Below are 17699 nucleotides of genomic sequence, written 5' to 3'. Positions count from 1 at the left end.
CAGAGCATGAAAAGCCCGGGATTATAGCAGCGGCAGCGCAGTTTGTACGACCAGCACAGCCGCTCGACTGTAATGTTGGACACTGTCGCAATTCTGTTATATGCGGTACTCTGTTGGTCTATACTTGACCTGGCGCTTTAATAAGCCGGTACAAATTACTGGATTACCGATTAAAACGGGTGAGCCACGTGCTGAAAACATTCCCCAAAACACACATTACCCTGGCGGCAGCCGCCACGGTGATCGTCTCTGCTGCTGTCCTGATGAGCCCAAGTGCAGACGTTGAAGCCAAGCGGATGAGCTACACCGTCGACCTGGAACAGGGCCTGATTTCCGGGGCATCCTCACAGGAAGCCAGCACCCAAGCCGCCGCTCCGGAGGCTGAGACAACAAGCCAAACAACTGAAAGCCAGAGCCAACCAATGGCAGCTCAGGCAGACGTTGGACCCGAGCCTGATATTCAGTGGCAGGAATTCACCATCAAATCTGGCGACACACTCTCCACGTTGTTCCGGAAAGCCGGATTTAACGACGGCCTGATGCTTTCGGTGATTCACGGTGACGGCGAGGCCGACAAGCTCCAACGCCTTTATGCCGGCGAGGATATCCGGTTCGGCGTTAACTCCGAGGGCGAGCTGGTTGCGATTGAACTCCAACGCTCTTTGTTGGAGTCCCTCAAAATCGCGCGTACGGAAGATGGCTTTCTTGGTGAGACCGTCGTTCGCGAACCTGAAGCCAGACCGGCATTCGCCGCAGGCGTTATCGACGGGTCTTTATACCTCTCAGCCAGAAACGCCGGGCTGAATGATCGCCTGACGATGGAACTGGCCGGCATTTTCGGCTGGGACATCGACTTTGTATACGATGTCAGAAAAGGCGACAGCTTCGAAGTGGTTTACGAAGAGCTTTATATTGATGGCGAAAAGTTTGATACCGGCCGAATTCTCTCTGCCCGCTTTATCAACCGGGGAGAAGATAACCTTGCGCTGTTATATACCGATGCGAACGGAGAAAGTGACTACTATTCACCCGACGGCAAGAGCATGCGCAAGGCCTTCCTGAGAGTGCCGATCAATGCCCGCGTTTCCTCGCCCTTTAACCTGCAACGCCGCCATCCGGTTCTCGATGTGGTTCGTCCACACGAAGGTACCGATTATGCGGCACCTCCGGGCACCCCAATCAAGGCCGCCGGCAGCGGCCGGGTGAAGTTCGCCGGCTGGAAAGGCGGCTACGGCCGAACTGTAGTGCTGCAGCATGGCGACAACATTACAACACTCTACGCTCACATGAGCCGTCTGGGCAAAGGCATCAAGAATGGTACCCGGGTCAAGCAGGGAGAAACCATTGGCTATGTCGGTTCATCCGGCATGGTGACTGGCCCCCACCTGCATTATGAGTTCCGGATCAACGGTGCGCCGAGAAACTCCAGAACAGTCAAACTCCCCGACGCCAAGCCGGTACCGGACAGCGAGATGGCCAGGTTCCAGAAGTTCACTGAACAGCGCCTGGCACAGTTCAACGTGTTCCGCGAAAGCAATCAGCAGCTGGCGCTGGCCTCGGATAACTGAGCATGGACTACTGGCTAGGCCTGATGTCAGGCACCAGCATGGACGCAGTTGATGCGGTGCTGGTGTCTTTCGACACGGACAGCCTGGCCGTCCACGAAACCTTCTCTCTACCCTATACCGACGCGCTGCGCCAGCGATTGCTGCTGGCAACGCGCAACCAGGCAGACCCCGATGAGCTGGGTGAACTGGACTCCCTTGTTGGCCAGCATTTTGCGGAAGCCGGTGCCCAACTGATTAAAAAGTCCGGCGTTGATCCTCAAAAGATCCGGGCCGCAGGCAGCCATGGCCAGACCATTCGCCACCAACCAACCGGAAACGCCCCCTTTTCCCTTCAGATCGGCAACGCCGCGTGGCTATCCGAACGCCTGGGAATCACCACAGTTGCCGATTTCCGACGTCGGGACATCGCCGCCGGCGGACAGGGCGCTCCCCTGGTACCCGCTTTTCATCGCTGGCTCTTTGCCTCACCCACTCAGGATCGATGCATTCTGAATCTCGGCGGTATCGCCAACATCACCTGGTTGCCGGCCAGCTCGAGAAAGCCGGTCGTCGGCTTCGATACCGGCCCGGCCAATGCTTTGCTGGATGCCTGGTGCCTGGACCAGACCGGGCGGCATTTTGATGAAGACGGCCACATGGCCAGTGAGGGTGCTACCCATTCCGAGCTGCTTGCCAGCATGCTGTCAGACGCCTACTTCAGCAAACCAGCCCCGAAAAGCACGGGCAAAGAGCGCTTCAATATCGACTGGGTGCGCACGCATCTTCAGCGTTTCGACGAGATCCCCGCCGAGGATGTGCAGAGAACCCTGCTGCAACTGACGGTGACAACCATTCTCCAGCAGTTACCACAGGAAAATGCGGACATGGCCGTGTATGCCTGTGGTGGTGGCACCTTCAATCGATTACTGATGAGAGAACTCAAGGTAGGCCTTGGGTCCGCCGCACTGCACACCACGGCGGATCTTGGTCTTGACCCCCAATGGGTAGAGCCGGTGGCGTTCGCCTGGCTGGCCCGACAGACCATCACACAGTTGCCGGGTAACGTGCCCGAAGTCACCGGCGCTTCGGGCGAGAGAATACTGGGGGCGATTTACCCGCCCTGAGTCAGATGGAAAATGAGCTGCCGCAACCGCAGGTCGAACTCGCATTCGGGTTCTGAACCACAAACTGTGAACCCTGAAGCCCTTCCTGATAATCGATAGTAGCCCCTACCAGATACTGATAGCTCATGGAGTCAACCAGCAGCTTGACGCCGTCCCGCTCGATGACGGTGTCATCCTCTTCCTGACTTTCATCAAATGAAAAGCCGTACTGGAATCCGGAGCAGCCGCCGCCTGTCACAAACACGCGCAACTTGAGATCGGGATTTTCTTCTTCCTCGATCAACTCGCGCACCTTCGCGACGGCGTTGTCGGTGAAAAACAACGGCGTGGCCATTTGTTGCTGAACTACACTCAAAGTCTGCCTCCGGCATGATATTGCTGTCAGGAAATTATGGTATTCCTGACTAAAACAATCAACTATTCGGACTTGTCCTCATCTTCACCTGCGATTGAACTCTCTGACTGCTTTTGCTCATGCGTCAGCAAACCACTGGTTTCATCCTTGCGCACCAGATTGCCGTTGACCGAGGCGCCCATGGCCATCTCAATCAATTGGTAATAGACATTGCCGGTAACAACCGCTTTCTCTGCCAGCTCGAGGTGGGCAGAGGCATGCACGTCACCCTTTACCTTGCCATTGATGATGATATGGGGAGCCACGACGTCGCCAACGATTTCCCCCACCTCTGACAAACGCACCACCGCATCGGAGCCTTCTTCGGCCACAACCCGGCCCTTGATGGTGCCATCCACGTGAAGGCCACCGGAGAAATGAACATCGCCCTCAACGGTCGTCTTGCCGGAAATCAGGGTATCAAAATGGCCGGGGGAACGGCGGGGTTTCTGCTTTTTCTTGCCAAGCATCTCAGTTCTCCGTTAAATCTTTCCAATCAAAGGTTCGTTCAGCCTGGGATGCCTTGCGGCCCTCCGCCTGGGCGACGACCTGAATCTCATAGGGCTCAAAGCTCTCAGGAAGGCGCAGGCTGCCCTCCACATCCTGGAAGTAGCGGAACCGGAATTTCACGCCCAGATCATCAATTTCATCCGACAGATCCCTCAGCGCAATCACCTCTTTCTCGCCATCCAGACGACCGATGACATTCACGGCCACCAGGCCCGAAATATAGCTCTTGTTATTGCCAACCTGAGTCAGCACCATTTTGAAATCGAAAACACCAGACTCCCTGGCCGGGCTCAGCGTAAAACTGTCTACCTGCAGGCCCTTGCTGGTTTCCGAGGGCGCCATGATATTGCGGTAGAAGGTAAGATCCGCCTCCAGCTCCAGGATGCGGGTTTCCAGGCCGACAATCGTGTTTCGTGCCTCCCGCAGTGCCTGCTCATCGATCGCGCGCCCACGTTCGAGATTCACCAACCCCTGGCGTGCCTCCCGGTATTGCTCCCGAAGGTTCTCCACCTCCTCCACCAGTTGCTCGGCAGACGCTTCCGCCGAGCTGAAACGGAAACCGCCCTGGGCGAGCCCGGCGGCATATCCGGCCACAGCCGCAATGACGGTGAATGTCAGCAGAATCAAGCTTCGACGCAACCGGTAACCTGGCCGATGGCGGATAACAACGTATTCATCCGCCGGTTTTCGAGGATCACTCACGTGCCCGACCTCACGGCAGCAGAGCCGGAGCGTTCAGCCCCATGGTTTCATCCAGGCCGAACATGATATTCATATTCTGAACCGCCTGGCCGGCGGCGCCTTTTACCAGGTTGTCGATCACCGATGACACAATCACGATATTACTGTCTTCCTGGCGGTGTAATGCCATCCGGCAATGATTGGCACCACGAACACTGCGGGTCTCCGGATGACTGCCGAACGGCATGACATCAACGAACGGCTCATTTTTATAACGCGCCTCATACAGAGCCTGAAGTCGGTCAAAATCCTGCGGGTTTTCAAGCTCGGCATACAGCGTGGCTTCGATGCCGCGGATCATCGGTATCAGATGCGGCACAAAGGTAACACCAACACCTTTGCCTGCGGCGGCCGTCAGGCCCTGGCGGATCTCCGGCAAATGCCGATGCCCGGAAGCCCCGTAGGCCTTGAAACTCTCGCCTATTTCACCGTGGAGCATGCCAATCTTGCCTTGCCGGCCAGCACCGCTGGCGCCGGACTTGGCATCGGCTATCAGCCGTGCAGGATTGACCAGACCGTGTTCCAGCAACGGCAGGAATCCCAGCTGTACAGCTGTCGGATAACACCCTGGATTCGCAACCAGCTGAGCGTCACGGATGGCCTCGCGGGCCACTTCCGGCAAGCCGTACACCGCTTTTTCGGCCCAGTCGGCACTCTCGTGGGGCATGCCATACCAGTTTGCCCAGGTATCAAGATCCTTCAGGCGGAAATCCGCCGACAGATCGACGACGCGAACACCTGAGGCCATCAATTCCGGAACCATGCGCATGGCAACGCCGTGAGGCGTGGCAAAAAACACCAGATCACAGCTCGCCAGCACCGATACGTCGGGCTCGGAGAACTCAAGGTCATAATGGCCTCGCAGATTGGGATACATATCGGCCACGGGCATACCCGCTTCCGATCGCGAGGTGATGCAGATAACCTCTGCTTCCGGGTGGACGGCCAGAATTCTCAGCAGCTCTACACCCGTGTATCCGGTTCCGCCGACGATGCCTACTTTAATCACTCTTATCTCCAACGTGGTCTGGACAGAATTGGGAAGTCAGGGCACGTAGTCTAACATGATAAACCAAGGACTTATTGCAGCCTGCGGGCCCGCCGTTACAATGTTGTCAGAAATCTGCTGATAATCCCGACACTCCAACCGGAACACCCCGCCAATGCGTAGCATCAGGCAACAGATTACCGAGAATCTGATCCCCGTATTTCGGCGGAAGCTCTCCGGCGTTGATGCGTTACCGCAATTGGCGGTTCTTGGCCTGCTCTCCGGCATTGTGACCGGCGGCGTGATCCTGCTGTTCCGACTCGCTATTGAATGGCCACTGGAGCACTTCCTGCCGGGCCAGGGTTCAGAGAGTTTCGAAGAGCTGGACCTGCTCACCCGCGGTCTTCTGCCCCTGGCCGGGGCTCTGGGGTTGGGCCTTTTTTTGCACAAACTCGGCCTGCACGACCGCAAGGTCGGCATTGTCCATATCATGGAGCGGCTGAACTACCATCAGGGCTACATCTCCTTCCGCAGTGCCATGGTTCAGTTTGTTTCCGGGGTTACTACGGTCATCACCGGGCAATCCGCCGGCCGGGAGGGACCTGCCGTACATCTGGGTGCGGCCTTTTCCAGCCTGCTCGGGCAATGGATGCGGCTACCCAACAACAGCATTCGCACGCTGGTCGCCTGCGGTTGTGCCGCTGCCATTTCCGCCTCCTTCAACACCCCCATCTCCGGCGTAATTTTCGCCATGGAAGTGGTGATGATGGAGTACACGATTGCCGGCTTCACCCCGATTATCCTGGCGGCGGTCAGCGCTGCTATCGTCACCCAGGCGGTTTACGGCACCGAACCGGCGTTCAGTGTCCCGGCTCTGACCATGAATTCGCTGCTGGAGATTCCCTGGATTCTCGCCATTGCCGTTATTATCGGCATCGCGGCGGCCGGATTTATCCAGCTGGTAGACAGTATGGGCCGTTACCATCACCGCCCGGTCTTGCTACGAATTGCCGTGGCCGGCCTGTTGATGGTGCCCTTCGCCCTGGTGATCCCGGAAACCATGGGCATCGGCTACGATACCGTGAGCGAAACCATTCATGGTGAACTGGGATTCTGGTTACTGCTCGGCGCGGGCAGCGCCAAGCTGATCATCACCGGATTGTCCATCGGACTGGGCATGCCCAGCGGTGTTATCGGCCCCACCATCTTCATGGGCGCCACCCTGGGCGGCGCCATGGGACTGATCGGTGCCCAGATGTTCCCGGACATTGCCTCATCGGTGGGGTTTTACGCCATGCTGGGTATGGGGGCGATGATGGGCGCCGTGCTGCAGGCGCCACTGGCGGCATTGATGGCGCTGATGGAGCTCACCCGGAATCCGAACATCATACTGCCAGGCATGCTGATGATTACTACCGCCAGCCTGGTGACCAGCGAAGCCTTCGGCAAGAAATCCCTGTTCCTGACCATCCTCAAGAGCCAGGGCCTGAGCTACCAGAACTCCCCCGTTATCCAGGCACTGAGGCGGGTTTCGGTTGGCGCCATCATGGAACGGAATATTCTTCGAACCGAACGCGCGCTCACGCCTGAGGAAGCCAAGAAAGCCCTGAAATCGGAACCGAAATGGCTTCTGGTGGAGGGCAGCAACGGCCCCACCGCCCTGCTACCGGCGGTCGACCTGGCCCGCTTTCTTGAGGACACCGAGAAACAGGCCGCCGAGGAAGGCACCGAATTACCGGAATCCATTGATCTGATGGAAATCCCCGCCAACCGGCGGGATGTGGCACCGGTTCAGTACCAGGCAACACTGGAAGAAGCCCTGCAACAATTCGACAGCACCCAGGCTGAGGCGCTATACGTACAACGCCATGTGGCCCCCATGATTCAACGGGTTTATGGTGTTGTGCTGCAAACGGATATCGAAAGCTACTACCAATACCGACGGAGTTAACGAATGCTTTGGGTGAAAGCCTTCCACATTATTTCCCTGGTCTGCTGGTTCGCCGGCATTTTCTATCTGCCCAGACTGTTCGTGTATCATGCCGCCTGCGAGGATGAACCAGGCAAAGAGCGGTTCAAGGTGATGGAACGCAAGCTTTACCGTGGCATCACTACGCCTTCCATGGTCGCCACGGTTGTATTCGGTGTCTGGCTGCTCAGCTACAACTGGTCCGGCTATTTCAGCCAGGGTTGGCTGCATACCAAGCTAACGCTGGTGGCTTTGCTGATCATCTACCACTTCTACTGTGGTCACCTTGTCAAAGTGTTCCGGGATGATCAGAACACCCGTAGCCACGTGTTCTACCGCTGGTTTAATGAGCTGCCGGTGTTTGTCCTGCTCGCTGTCGTGATTCTTGCTGTTGTTAAACCATTCTGAGGAGATCGGCCATCAAAAGCTTCACCCGCCCCCACGTACTGGTGCTCTCCGGGCTGGATCCGTCTGGTGGCGCCGGCATACAGGCAGACATACAGGCCATCACATCCATCGGCGCCCATCCGCTACCCGTGCTCACCTGCCTGACCGTGCAGGACACCCGCAACGTATATGGCGCCGAGCCCGTCAGCCCGGACCTGATCAAACAGCAACTGGAGTGCCTTGCCCAGGATACGCCCATCCACGCCATCAAAACCGGGGCTCTCGGAAATGCCGAAGTGGTGGAGGTACTGGTGGAGTTTGTGCAGAAGCATTCGGGCGTGCCTTTGATTGTCGACCCGGTGATCAAGGCGGCTGGCGGTGGCGATCTGGCTGATGATGCGCTTGTCACAGCCATGAAAGACAAACTGTTTGCCAGGGCTGAAATGATTACGCCCAACGGCATTGAACTGGCTCAGCTCGGCGGCAGCGACAATCCGGTAGAGGCCGCCCGCAACCTTTTGCAGACGGGCTGTGAGTCCGTGCTTGCCACCGGCGGCCACGGCACCGGCATCCACATCATCAACACACTGTATAACCACGCCCCGGAGCCCATGGAATGGGAGGTAGAACGGGTTGGCAGCAATGAATATCACGGCACCGGCTGCACGCTGGCAGCGGCCATTGCCGCCGGCCGGGCCATGGGACTGTCACCAAGAGCCGCGATTTCCCAGGCGCAGAATTACGTGCATCGGGCGCTGCTGCATGCACTGACGGTTGGCCAGGGCCAGCGGGTTCCCGACCGGGGTATTCTGTGGGAACGGTAAAGTCTTTGCTTCGACCCGGCCTGTACGCCATCACCGATAACCGGCTGACGCCTGCCGACATCCTGATTGCTTCGGTAGAGGCGGCTCTGGCCGGAGGCGCGCGGCTGGTTCAGTATCGGGACAAGGGATCGACAGCCTCTGAACGGCTGGTTCAGGCCAGGAACCTCAACAGCCTGTGCCAGGGGTTCGACGTTCCGTTACTGATTAATGACGACCCGGAACTTGCCGTCAGAGTCGGCGCCGCTGGGGTTCATCTGGGTCAGGATGATTGCTCACTGGTCGACGCCAGGCGCTTGCTCGGGGAGCATGCCATTATCGGCATCACCTGCCATCACAGCCTGAATCTGGCCCAGACAGCCGCTGACGGCGGTGCGGATTACCTGGCCTTCGGCCGCTTTTACGATTCGACTACCAAGCCCGGTGCGCCGCCGGCTTCGCCGGACGTTTTAACCGAGGCAAAAGGCCTCGGGTTACCCATTACAGCCATAGGCGGAATCACCGGCAACAATGCGGAGCCCCTGATCCGTGCCGGGGCAGACCTGGTTGCCGTAGTCGGCGGCCTGTTCGGCGGCCAACCCTCAGACATAGAAGCCCGGGCCAAGGCATTTCACCGCCTGTTCGCCCGGCATCATCCACTTTTTTCACTTTCCGAATAACAGGAGACAACCGTGAATCATTCCGAAACCCTCTTTGAACAGGCCCAGAAATATATTCCCGGCGGCGTAAACTCCCCGGTTCGGGCATTCCGTGGTGTTGGCGGTACTCCGGTCTTTTTCAAACACGCCGAGGGCGCCTATCTCTATGACGAGGATGACCGGCGGTACATCGATTTTATTGGTTCCTGGGGCCCGATGATCCTGGGCCATTCCGATCCCCGCATCAAAGCGGCGCTGCACGCTCAGGTGGATCTGGGTGTGGGTTACGGGGCCCCGACCGCCATTGAAACCGAGATGGCGAAAAAGGTATGCGAGCTGGTGCCTTCCATCGAACTGGTGCGCATGGTCAACTCCGGCACCGAGGCCACCATGAGTGCCATCCGCCTGGCCCGCGGCTACACCGGCCGCGACAAGATCGTGAAATTCGAAGGTTGCTACCACGGTCACGTAGATTCCCTGCTGGTCAAAGCCGGTTCCGGCGCCCTGACCCTGGGTGTACCCAACTCACCTGGAATTCCGGCCAGCCTGGCGGAGCACACCCTGACCCTGACCTACAACGACGTTGACGAGGTTCGTGATACCTTCCGCCAGATGGGCGACCAGATCGCGGCCATTATCGTTGAGCCCGTAGCCGGCAATATGAACTGCATCCCGCCCGTGCCCGGCTTCCTGGAAGCGCTGCGGGAAGTGTGCGATGAGCACGGGACGGTGCTGATCTTCGATGAGGTGATGACCGGTTTCCGGGTATCGCTCGGCGGCGCCCAGGCATTCTACGGGGTGAAACCGGACCTGACGGCTCTGGGCAAGGTGATTGGCGGAGGACTGCCCGTCGGTGCATTCGGCGGCAAACGCGAAATCATGGAGCATATCTCGCCGCTGGGCCCGGTTTATCAGGCCGGCACCCTGAGCGGTAACCCGCTGGCAATGACCGCCGGGCTGACCACGCTGAATGCGATTTCCGAGCCCGGGTTCCACGATCGGCTGACGGAAAAAACCAATCGGGTGAAGGATGGCTTCAAGGCGGCAGCGGATGAAGCCGGCATCCCACTGGCGGTTCAGTCCGCGGGTGCCATGTTCGGCTTCTTCTTTACAACCGAACCATCCATCACGCGCTTTGACCAGGTGATGGCCTGTGACGTGGAACGCTTCAAGGCATTCTTCCAGGGCATGCTGAAGGAAGGCGTTTACCTTGCGCCCTCAGCATTCGAGGCAGGCTTTACTACCGCAGCGTTGTCAGATGAGGATATTGAATTCACTCTGGCAGCTGCGCGCAAGGTCATGAAAACGTTGTGAGGCACCATTGCCCCCGGGATCAATCCGGGGGCAAACCTCGGCTGGGCTAGAATACGCCCTCGAGGGAGAGCAACAGCGTATGCCGACGAAAATCGTATTCGTTGAGCTCACTATGCTGATGACGGAAAAACCATTGCGGCCTTAATAACCAGCGCGCAGTGAGATCATACTCAGCCATCAGCCCTACTCCGGTCAGGACGTCTTCCCACCTGCGCTCCACCAACATCCCCGACTCAACCCAGCGATGCGGCTTGCCATAGCGACTGTGGCGAACCGATAGCTCACCCGCCAGGGCCAACTCCGACGACAGCTGGTAATTCGCTTCCAGTATAAGCTCGTGCCTTGTGGGCGATACGCTGACAAACCGTTCGGGCACGTCCAGATCTTGCCGGTTGTTCAGTTCCAGGCGGTACTCGCCTGCCAGGTCCAGATCACCAAACGGATAACCCAGCCCTGCCTTCAGCTGGTACCACTGGCCATCGTAGGCCTGGTAGCCGTCACCACCATTCACCTGCTCCACGGCAAACGCCACGTCACACCTCAGATCTTCGGCAGGTGAACACTCGGCAGACCGGGCCAGAAACTCAGCACCCCAGCGGGTTTCCAGACTATCTCCGTCAAGCCACGAACGCGACACCACGGGCCGAATACCAACCGCCCAAAGCCCCCAGGCACGCATGACACCGAAGCGCGCCTGTAACAACTGCTGATCGTAATCGCCGTCCTCGGCATAGTGTCGGGCAAACGCGATCAGATCCAGCGAGAGCCAACGGTGGGCATCCAATGCATAGTCAACCGAACCGGCGGCTATCACTTCGCCAAGTGCACTTCCCTGATTACTGGCGGAGTCTTCAGGGGTTGCCGAGAGATTGCTGTCGTAACCTGCGCCGAGGGACAAATAACCATAGGCATCCACTCGGCGCTCAGCCCGAAGAAGTGCCGGACCGTCGAGTTGTGCCAACTGCTCCTCGGCAAGACGCTGGACAGATTCCGGTGGTGAAGCCGCGAGGCTCGCCTCAAACCATCTACGGGCTTCCCCCGGCCGATCATCAGCAAGGGCGACCAGGCCCAGGTTATACGTGGCCAAGGCGCGATCGTCGCTGTCCAGTAAACGGGAAAACCACTGCCGGGCCGCCGGATAATCTTGCAGCCGATAACAGACCACACCCAGATTGTAATGCAGTGACGGAGACTGAACGCCCAGCTCTGCAGCCAACTGGAAACTTTCCCGGGCCTGACCAAGGTTGCCTTGCTGAAACTGGACCACGCCCTGGGCCAGAGCTTCGCTTGCCCCATCAGAGAAAGCGGATGGTGCCAACAGGGGCTGACCAAGAAGAAACAAAAAGATGAAGAGGAGACGCAAAGACAACCCCGGGTTCAGTCAATAAATAGAAAACCGTTGACGGAAACCGAGGTTACCACAAGCTTTGAGTTACGGCTTCGAGGATTGAGGCGGACGTTCCGGCTTTTTGCCAGGATCAATATCGGGGCGCTTGTCGGAACCAGGCCGCTCCGGCCGGTTCTCACGAACGTCGCGGGCACGCTCTGACATGGACTGACCAAAATCCCGCCCTTTTTCACGGGCCTGCTCGCGAATTTGCTGGCCCGGCGGCTCACCATCGCCACGTCCAAGCCCGGAGGAACGACGCTCCAGTGCCGGCAGCTCCGGTAGCTCCGGTAACCGAATTTCACGGGCAACCGATTCCGTTACGTCCTCATTCTCACCAACCAGCCGCATGGTGACGTCAAGATCGTCCCGGCCAAACGCCGGCGCGGACATCAGGGCAAGTATAAGGCCAGCGGTTGCGAAGCCAAGGGATCCGTTATAACCACTCATGTTGCAGGCTCCTTAACATCCACAGGGGCATGCCGGCTCGCCCCCGGGTAATCGGGTATGGTGGCCCGAAAAACTTTCTGCCGGCCCTCAGCATCCAGTTCGGCAACAAGCTCGCCGGCCCCGGGGAACAGAATTCGCAGAGGCAGGGCCAGCACATTGGCACCCTGCTCCAGGCTCACCTGCCAGCGCACCTGATGCTGCCCGGGCAAGCCTGCGATTTCCACATGAGGCGGCAGATTCAAGGTAAGGGTAACGTCATCCAGGGGCTCTCCCGCCGTGAATGCAAGGCGTACGGTTCTCTCCACCGGCGCGACAACGGGGGTGTCCACCACCTCCGCCAAAGCGATAGCCTCATGACCAGTCTCATCAGGCTGCCACAGTTCGGACTGTCCGATGAACAACCCCAATGCCAGTGCTGCCGCCACCGCACCACCCCAAGCCATATGGACACGCCGGCCCGCACCGGAAGACAGCTCCCGAAACACACGCGATTCAAAATCCGGGGCCGGCGGAGGCACATCAAACTGCGTCGCCATCCGGGACATCAACTCTTCTTCCATATCACAACGACGCCGGCACCGAGGGCAACGTTGCAAATGCTCACACACCACTGCCGCCTCATTCTCGGGGAGTGTCGCCCTGACATAATCAGGTAATTGTGATCGAGTGCTTCGACAGGACATGGTCATCACCTCACTCCTCAACACGCCGGATGTCGCTTCCCGGTTCCATGCGCTGCTGCAGGTATTTTCTCAGCGTGGCCCGGCTGCGATGCAGCCGTGATTTCACGGTACCAACCGCAACGCCCAGTACTTCAGCCACGTCTTCCTGTCGCCAACCGTCAACATCATGCAGAAGCAGCAAGGTTCGCTGATCTGGCGAAAGCTGCTCCATAGCCTCGTCCAGCATTGGCCCGAGGCGCGACTGATCGAAGGCATGCTCTGGTGTGGTGCCATCAGACTCCAGCGCATCGAACCAATCCGACTGATGATCCGCCTCCATGAGTTCACTGGCTGCCCGGTCGGCACGGCGCCCCTTGCGGCGAACCGAATCCACAAACTGGCGATAAAGCACACGGTTCAGCCAGGGCCGAAGTTGTTCCACCGTCTCCAGTTCGGATAATCGGGGATACAGTTTGACGACTACATCCTGCACCAGATCCTCGGCATCCTGACGTGTTCCGGTTAAACGGTAGGCAAACGCATACATCCCCTCGAGGTAGGGCTGAACCAACCGATGGAAACGTTTCTGTGCGGAGGGGCGGAAAGGAAAAATTGCCAAAGACCAACTGCCTGATCGAAATTCTGGAAGCGGGCAGTCTATCGCACGCCCACCCTGAGTGCACTTCAGGCAATGATGACGGATTTATGGCCGGATGTTAATGCAACAACCGGAACCTTTTTCGAACCCTCTGCGTTGGGTTCTGACTGGCACCCAACGACAAGGCCAGAACTGGACCAAAAAACCGGAGGGTTTTATGAAGCAAATGAGCAGAGTATTTGTCGTTTCTGCGCTGGCCAGCGCACTGGTGGCATGCGGTGGTAGCGGCGGTTCCTCATCATCGGGTGAGACCGGCTCGGTCTCCGTTGGACTGACCGACGCCCCGACCATGGAGCTGTCCAGCGTCAACATCGCGTTCAATGCCATCCGGCTCAAGCCGGCCGACGGTGACTGGCTGGAATTCAGCCTCGATGAAACCGGTGTGGTTGACCTGCTCACGCTGCAAGGCGGTGTAACCGAGCCACTGATCACCAACGAGGAAGTGCCGGCCGGGGTCTATAACGAAATCCGGCTGATTATCGACACTGACAGCTCGACGGTAACAACTCCGGATGGCGGCACCGGGACCTTGGCAGTTCCCTCTGGCGAACAGAGCGGCCTGAAGCTAAAAGGTGACTTCGTGGTGGCGGCTGATTCCAGCAACAACTTCACCATCGATTTCGATGTGCGGAAATCCATTGTAAATCCACCCGGAAATGCCCTGGCTGATTACATGCTCAAGCCTGTGCTTCGGCTGGTAAACAATCTTGAGGTCGGTGAAATAGAAGGCACGGTTGATTACACAAATATTGTGCAAACCCGAGGTACTGCCGATACAAATGGTGAATTAACCGACTGTAGCCCCAATTACGAAGGTGCCGTTTACGTATACGAAGGGGCTGACGTCCAACCGATTGACCTTAACGTCACTCGCGATGGCACCAACCCGTTGATGGTGGTTCCGGTCACCGCTCAGGAATCTGGATCTCTCTATGAGTGGACCGCAGCATTCCTGACCGAAGGCCAGTACACCATCGCCTACAGCTGCCAGCTGGACAACAACGAGACCGATGAAGTTCTGGAGTTTGATGGGCAACAGAACGTCTCCGTTGTTGCCGGTGAAACAACCGTGGCAGACCCCATACCACAGCCCTGATTTTGCTGTGGCGTTCAGAGACCAGGGACGGTCTCTGAACATTCATTCCGTCAACCCGGGTTACAACGCAGCAGCCCTGGCCTCAGCCTGATCGGCCCCCGCCACGTTACCGCGAGCCCGGCGGATATCCGCCAGCAGCAACCAGCCAGAACGCTGCATACGTTCATCGTTGCCCGCCAACGAGAGTCCCTTCAGAGTAAACTGCTCCGCAGCCCCCAGATTGTCCCCGGCAACGTAGGCCTCTGCCAGTTTGAAATAGACTTCAGCAGATCTTGGCGCAATGCGCTGGGCACGTTCCAGTCGGGCGATGGCGCCGGCGGAATCACCCTGCCGAAGGCGCTGATCAGCATCACGCACCAACGTGAGCGCGGCGGCCGGCAACTGGTCACCGGATTCGCTGTAGCTGGGCGCCCGGGTGCTCGGCGAGTCCGGCTCAGTGACCGTCGGTTGCTCACTCTTGCGCCATACCTGTTCGTCCTGCTCTTCAGGAATATTAGTGCGTGGTGGTTCCGGCGCCGAACGGCGGTCATCGCCCCCCACGGGCACATAGATGGAGCCACCACCCGGCCCCGTGGCGCAACCGGCCAGGCCGACAAACAGGGCCAGACAGGCTGACCGTGCAATAACATGTTTATTCATTGAAACAATCCTTCAAACCAACCTCGAATTTGCCGGCCAAGACTGCCGTTACAGCCCGCGTGCTGTTCCGGCTCGCTGCCGGCGATAAACGGTATCAGCCGGGCATTGTCGCAGTTTTCTCCGGTCAGCGCCTGCTCACCCGGATTCACCCAGTGATACTGAACGCCATCCGGCATCACCGGTGAGAAACCGTGCTGGGGAATCTGTGCCATGGTGGCAGACCAGACCGGCAAGGCGCCGGAAGCCCCGGTCAGCGCGGTCGGGCCGTTATCATCACGGCCGACCCAGGCGACCGCCAGCAGGTCGCCACTGAAACCGGCGAACCAGGAATCACGGCCATCGTCGGTGGTACCGGTCTTGCCCGCCAGTGTCAGGGAATCCGGTAACCGGTAGTAGGCTGACCGGCCCGTGCCTTCCTGCATGGTTTCCTGCATAACATACTGCACCAGATGCACCGCGGCAGGATCGGCCACCTGATCCACTTTCAGGCTATACCGGGACAAAGGCTCATTCGCGGCATCGGTGACTTCCCGAATGGTACGCAGGGGCGTATTGAAACCGGAGGTTGCCAGCCCTTGATACAGCTGTGCGACATCCACCGGCGACAGGGAAATGGAACCCAGAAGCATCGACGGATAATCCGAAATAGGCGTGGTCACCCCAAAGGCCCTCAGCGTCTCCTGCACCGCCGGTATGCCCACATCCAGCCCTACGCGCACGGCCGGCAGGTTGTACGAACGGGACAGAGCTTCATGCAAGGGCACCAGGCCACGCTCCTTGCCATCATAGTTCTGCGGCTGCCAGCGCCGACCATCGTCAAACTCGAGGGTGAAGGCCTTATCCTGAACCGGCGAAATCAAGGTGTAGCGCTCCGGCTGAGACAGCGCCGTCAGGTAGATAAACGGCTTCACCAGCGAACCGATAGGCCGGCGGGCATCCACTGCCCGGTTAAAACCGGCGAAGCGGGGGTCTTTGCCCCCCACCAGCGCCAACACCTCGCCGGTATCCTTGGCGGTGACGACCACCGCCGCTTCCAGCGCCTCAGCCACCTCACCCGAGGCCAGGCGAGGCAAGGTATCGGTTGCGGCCTTCTCAGCGGCCTGCTGAACTTCCGGATTCAGGGTGGTGAATATTCTCAGGCCCTCGCTCTGCAGGTCTTCCTCCCGGTAGTCCCGCGCCAGGTGTCGGCGCACCAGGTCGATATAGGCCGGGTAGCGATTATCGGTATAGGACGGTTTTGCGCTGAGGCCGAGAGGCCTGGCACTCGCCTGCCTGGCCTCTTGCCCGGAAATCACCCCGGCCTCGGCCATTTCGTCCAGCACCAGGTTACGCCGCGCTTTGGCCCGCTCCGCATGCCGACGCGGATTGTAATAACTGGGGCCTTTGACCATGCCGATCAGCAGGGCAATCTGATGGACATCAATATCCTTCAGCGACTCGCCGAAGAAAAACTGGCTGGCCAGGCCAACACCATGAATGCTGCGAGTGCCTGCCTGGCCCAGATAGACTTCATTCAGGTAGGTTTCGAGGATGTCGTCCTTGTCGTAATGCAACTCCAGCAATACCGACATCAGGGCTTCGTTGCCCTTGCGCAGAAGGGTTTGCTCCCGGGTCAGGAAAAAGTTCTTCACCAGTTGCTGGGTCAGTGTACTGCCACCCTGGACTATTCGACCGGCCTTGATGTTCGCCACCATCGCCCGCGCAATGGAGAGTGGCGCGATGCCGAAATGCTCGTAGAACTGCCGGTCCTCCACAGCCATCAGACCGGCAATCATGGCCTCTGGCACCTCATCCAGCTCCACAAGAATCCGATCCTCCCGGTGGGACGGGTATATTCCGCCAATCTGAGCCGGCTCCAGTCGAACAATCGGAGAGCTGTCGCCCTCCATTACGGAAAACGAATCTACCCGATCGCCACGAACCGCCAGCGAAAGACGCCGTCTCGGCTCCTTGCCATCCGGGAAAGAAAAACCCCGGGTGCTAATGACAAAACGGTCGCCATTTCGCTGCCAGGTTCCGGGCCGACGACCGTCGCCCGAGCGATAGCCTGCCAGCTCCAGTTCACGGACCAGCGCGGCGGCGCTGATACCGGCACCGTCGTAGAGTTCCAGGGGCCGGGCGTACACCCGGGAGGGCACTTCAAAGCGACGTCCTTCGAAGCGGGAGGTCACTACGGCATCGAGATAGACCATCCATCCCGCCAGCAGCACAAGACACAGGGCAGCTGCGCGAAACAGAAAGCGCCAGAGACCGGAGCGTTTGCGGCGAGGACTGGATTCGGTTTTTTTCTTGCGGGGAGGCGTTTTTTTACTCATGGCGGGATTATATCGAAGGGGGTACCGCTATCGGCAGGTCTGGTGTGTGTTATTTCTGT

Annotated in this window: 18 protein-coding genes; 8 read left to right on the top strand and 10 right to left on the bottom strand. The window is 58.6% G+C overall.

The features are described from left to right. Positions 1-188: 188 nt before the first annotated feature. Complete coding sequence (locus ACF8YQ_RS02465) at positions 189-1568, top strand: OapA family protein (RefSeq protein ID WP_396622517.1); 1380 nt, start codon at positions 189-191, stop codon at positions 1566-1568. 2 nt (positions 1569-1570) lie between these two features. Further along, the gene (locus ACF8YQ_RS02460) at positions 1571-2671 is read left to right on the top strand and encodes an anhydro-N-acetylmuramic acid kinase (RefSeq protein WP_396622516.1); all 1101 of its coding nucleotides are present in this window, start codon (positions 1571-1573) and stop codon (positions 2669-2671) included. Between the two features lies 1 nt (position 2672). On the opposite strand, the gene erpA is transcribed toward ACF8YQ_RS02460, so the two are convergent. The 4 genes from erpA to argC all read right to left on the bottom strand — a co-directional run bounded on the left by erpA (position 2673) and on the right by argC (position 5325). After that, on the bottom strand, positions 2673-3005 hold the full coding sequence (erpA, locus tag ACF8YQ_RS02455) for an iron-sulfur cluster insertion protein ErpA (protein WP_011784224.1): 333 nt from the start codon (positions 3003-3005) through the stop codon (positions 2673-2675). Positions 3006-3088: 83 nt separating this feature from the next. Further along, the gene (locus ACF8YQ_RS02450; RefSeq protein WP_396622515.1) at positions 3089-3535 is read right to left on the bottom strand and encodes a polymer-forming cytoskeletal protein; all 447 of its coding nucleotides are present in this window, start codon (positions 3533-3535) and stop codon (positions 3089-3091) included. 1 nt (position 3536) lies between these two features. Then, a complete protein-coding gene (locus tag ACF8YQ_RS02445) occupies positions 3537-4277 on the bottom strand; it encodes a DUF6776 family protein (protein ID WP_396622514.1) in 741 nt (246 codons plus the stop codon). Between the two features lie 10 nt (positions 4278-4287). Next, positions 4288-5325, bottom strand: a complete 1038-nt coding sequence (argC, locus tag ACF8YQ_RS02440; protein ID WP_396622513.1) for an N-acetyl-gamma-glutamyl-phosphate reductase — start codon at positions 5323-5325, stop codon at positions 4288-4290. Positions 5326-5479: 154 nt separating this feature from the next. Here argC and ACF8YQ_RS02435 point away from each other — a divergent pair, with 154 nt between their 5' ends. From ACF8YQ_RS02435 to hemL, 5 genes are read left to right on the top strand one after another with little or no spacing between them, the layout of a single operon-like run. Then, on the top strand, positions 5480-7255 hold the full coding sequence (locus tag ACF8YQ_RS02435) for a chloride channel protein (protein ID WP_396622512.1): 1776 nt from the start codon (positions 5480-5482) through the stop codon (positions 7253-7255). Positions 7256-7258: 3 nt separating this feature from the next. Then, positions 7259-7681, top strand: a complete 423-nt coding sequence (gene hemJ, locus ACF8YQ_RS02430; RefSeq protein WP_396622511.1) for a protoporphyrinogen oxidase HemJ — start codon at positions 7259-7261, stop codon at positions 7679-7681. 41 nt (positions 7682-7722) lie between these two features. Further along, on the top strand, positions 7723-8484 hold the full coding sequence (locus ACF8YQ_RS02425; protein ID WP_396622510.1) for a hydroxymethylpyrimidine/phosphomethylpyrimidine kinase: 762 nt from the start codon (positions 7723-7725) through the stop codon (positions 8482-8484). Further along, a complete protein-coding gene (gene thiE / locus ACF8YQ_RS02420; protein WP_396622509.1) occupies positions 8472-9140 on the top strand; it encodes a thiamine phosphate synthase in 669 nt (222 codons plus the stop codon). The genes ACF8YQ_RS02425 and thiE overlap by 13 nt, the downstream gene beginning before the upstream one ends. Before the next feature lie 12 nt (positions 9141-9152). Next, complete coding sequence (hemL, locus tag ACF8YQ_RS02415; protein WP_396622508.1) at positions 9153-10433, top strand: glutamate-1-semialdehyde 2,1-aminomutase; 1281 nt, start codon at positions 9153-9155, stop codon at positions 10431-10433. 46 nt (positions 10434-10479) lie between these two features. On the opposite strand, the gene ACF8YQ_RS02410 is transcribed toward hemL, so the two are convergent. The 4 genes from ACF8YQ_RS02410 to ACF8YQ_RS02395 form a co-directional block, all read right to left on the bottom strand. Then, positions 10480-11751, bottom strand: a complete 1272-nt coding sequence (locus tag ACF8YQ_RS02410) for a tetratricopeptide repeat protein (RefSeq protein WP_396622507.1) — start codon at positions 11749-11751, stop codon at positions 10480-10482. A gap of 114 nt (positions 11752-11865) precedes the next feature. After that, positions 11866-12270: a hypothetical protein gene (locus ACF8YQ_RS02405; RefSeq protein WP_396622506.1), complete on the bottom strand. Its 405-nt coding sequence runs from the start codon at positions 12268-12270 to the stop codon at positions 11866-11868. Then, entirely contained in the window at positions 12267-12953 is a 687-nt protein-coding gene (locus ACF8YQ_RS02400) for a zf-HC2 domain-containing protein (protein WP_396623266.1), read from the bottom strand. Before ACF8YQ_RS02400 ends, ACF8YQ_RS02405 begins: the two co-directional genes overlap by 4 nt. A gap of 10 nt (positions 12954-12963) precedes the next feature. Then, a complete protein-coding gene (locus ACF8YQ_RS02395; protein ID WP_286714531.1) occupies positions 12964-13551 on the bottom strand; it encodes an RNA polymerase sigma factor in 588 nt (195 codons plus the stop codon). A gap of 196 nt (positions 13552-13747) precedes the next feature. Here ACF8YQ_RS02395 and ACF8YQ_RS02390 point away from each other — a divergent pair, with 196 nt between their 5' ends. Further along, positions 13748-14686: a DUF4382 domain-containing protein gene (locus ACF8YQ_RS02390; protein WP_396622505.1), complete on the top strand. Its 939-nt coding sequence runs from the start codon at positions 13748-13750 to the stop codon at positions 14684-14686. A gap of 60 nt (positions 14687-14746) precedes the next feature. Here the strand turns inward: ACF8YQ_RS02390 and ACF8YQ_RS02385 are convergent, their stop codons facing one another. Further along, positions 14747-15325 carry a tetratricopeptide repeat protein gene (locus ACF8YQ_RS02385; RefSeq protein ID WP_396622504.1) on the bottom strand — a complete coding sequence of 193 codons (579 nt, stop codon included), beginning with the start codon at positions 15323-15325 and terminating at the stop codon, positions 14747-14749. Beyond that, complete coding sequence (mrcB, locus tag ACF8YQ_RS02380; protein ID WP_396622503.1) at positions 15322-17640, bottom strand: penicillin-binding protein 1B; 2319 nt, start codon at positions 17638-17640, stop codon at positions 15322-15324. Before mrcB ends, ACF8YQ_RS02385 begins: the two co-directional genes overlap by 4 nt. Between the last annotated feature and the right edge of the window lie 59 nt (positions 17641-17699).

This window comes from Marinobacter sp. W-8 (genome assembly GCF_044342215.1).
In the GTDB taxonomy this organism is placed as follows: domain Bacteria; phylum Pseudomonadota; class Gammaproteobacteria; order Pseudomonadales; family Oleiphilaceae; genus Marinobacter; species Marinobacter nauticus.
The sequence above is the reverse complement of the archived record's forward strand: the minus strand, read 5'-3'. Positions and strand labels throughout refer to the sequence as shown.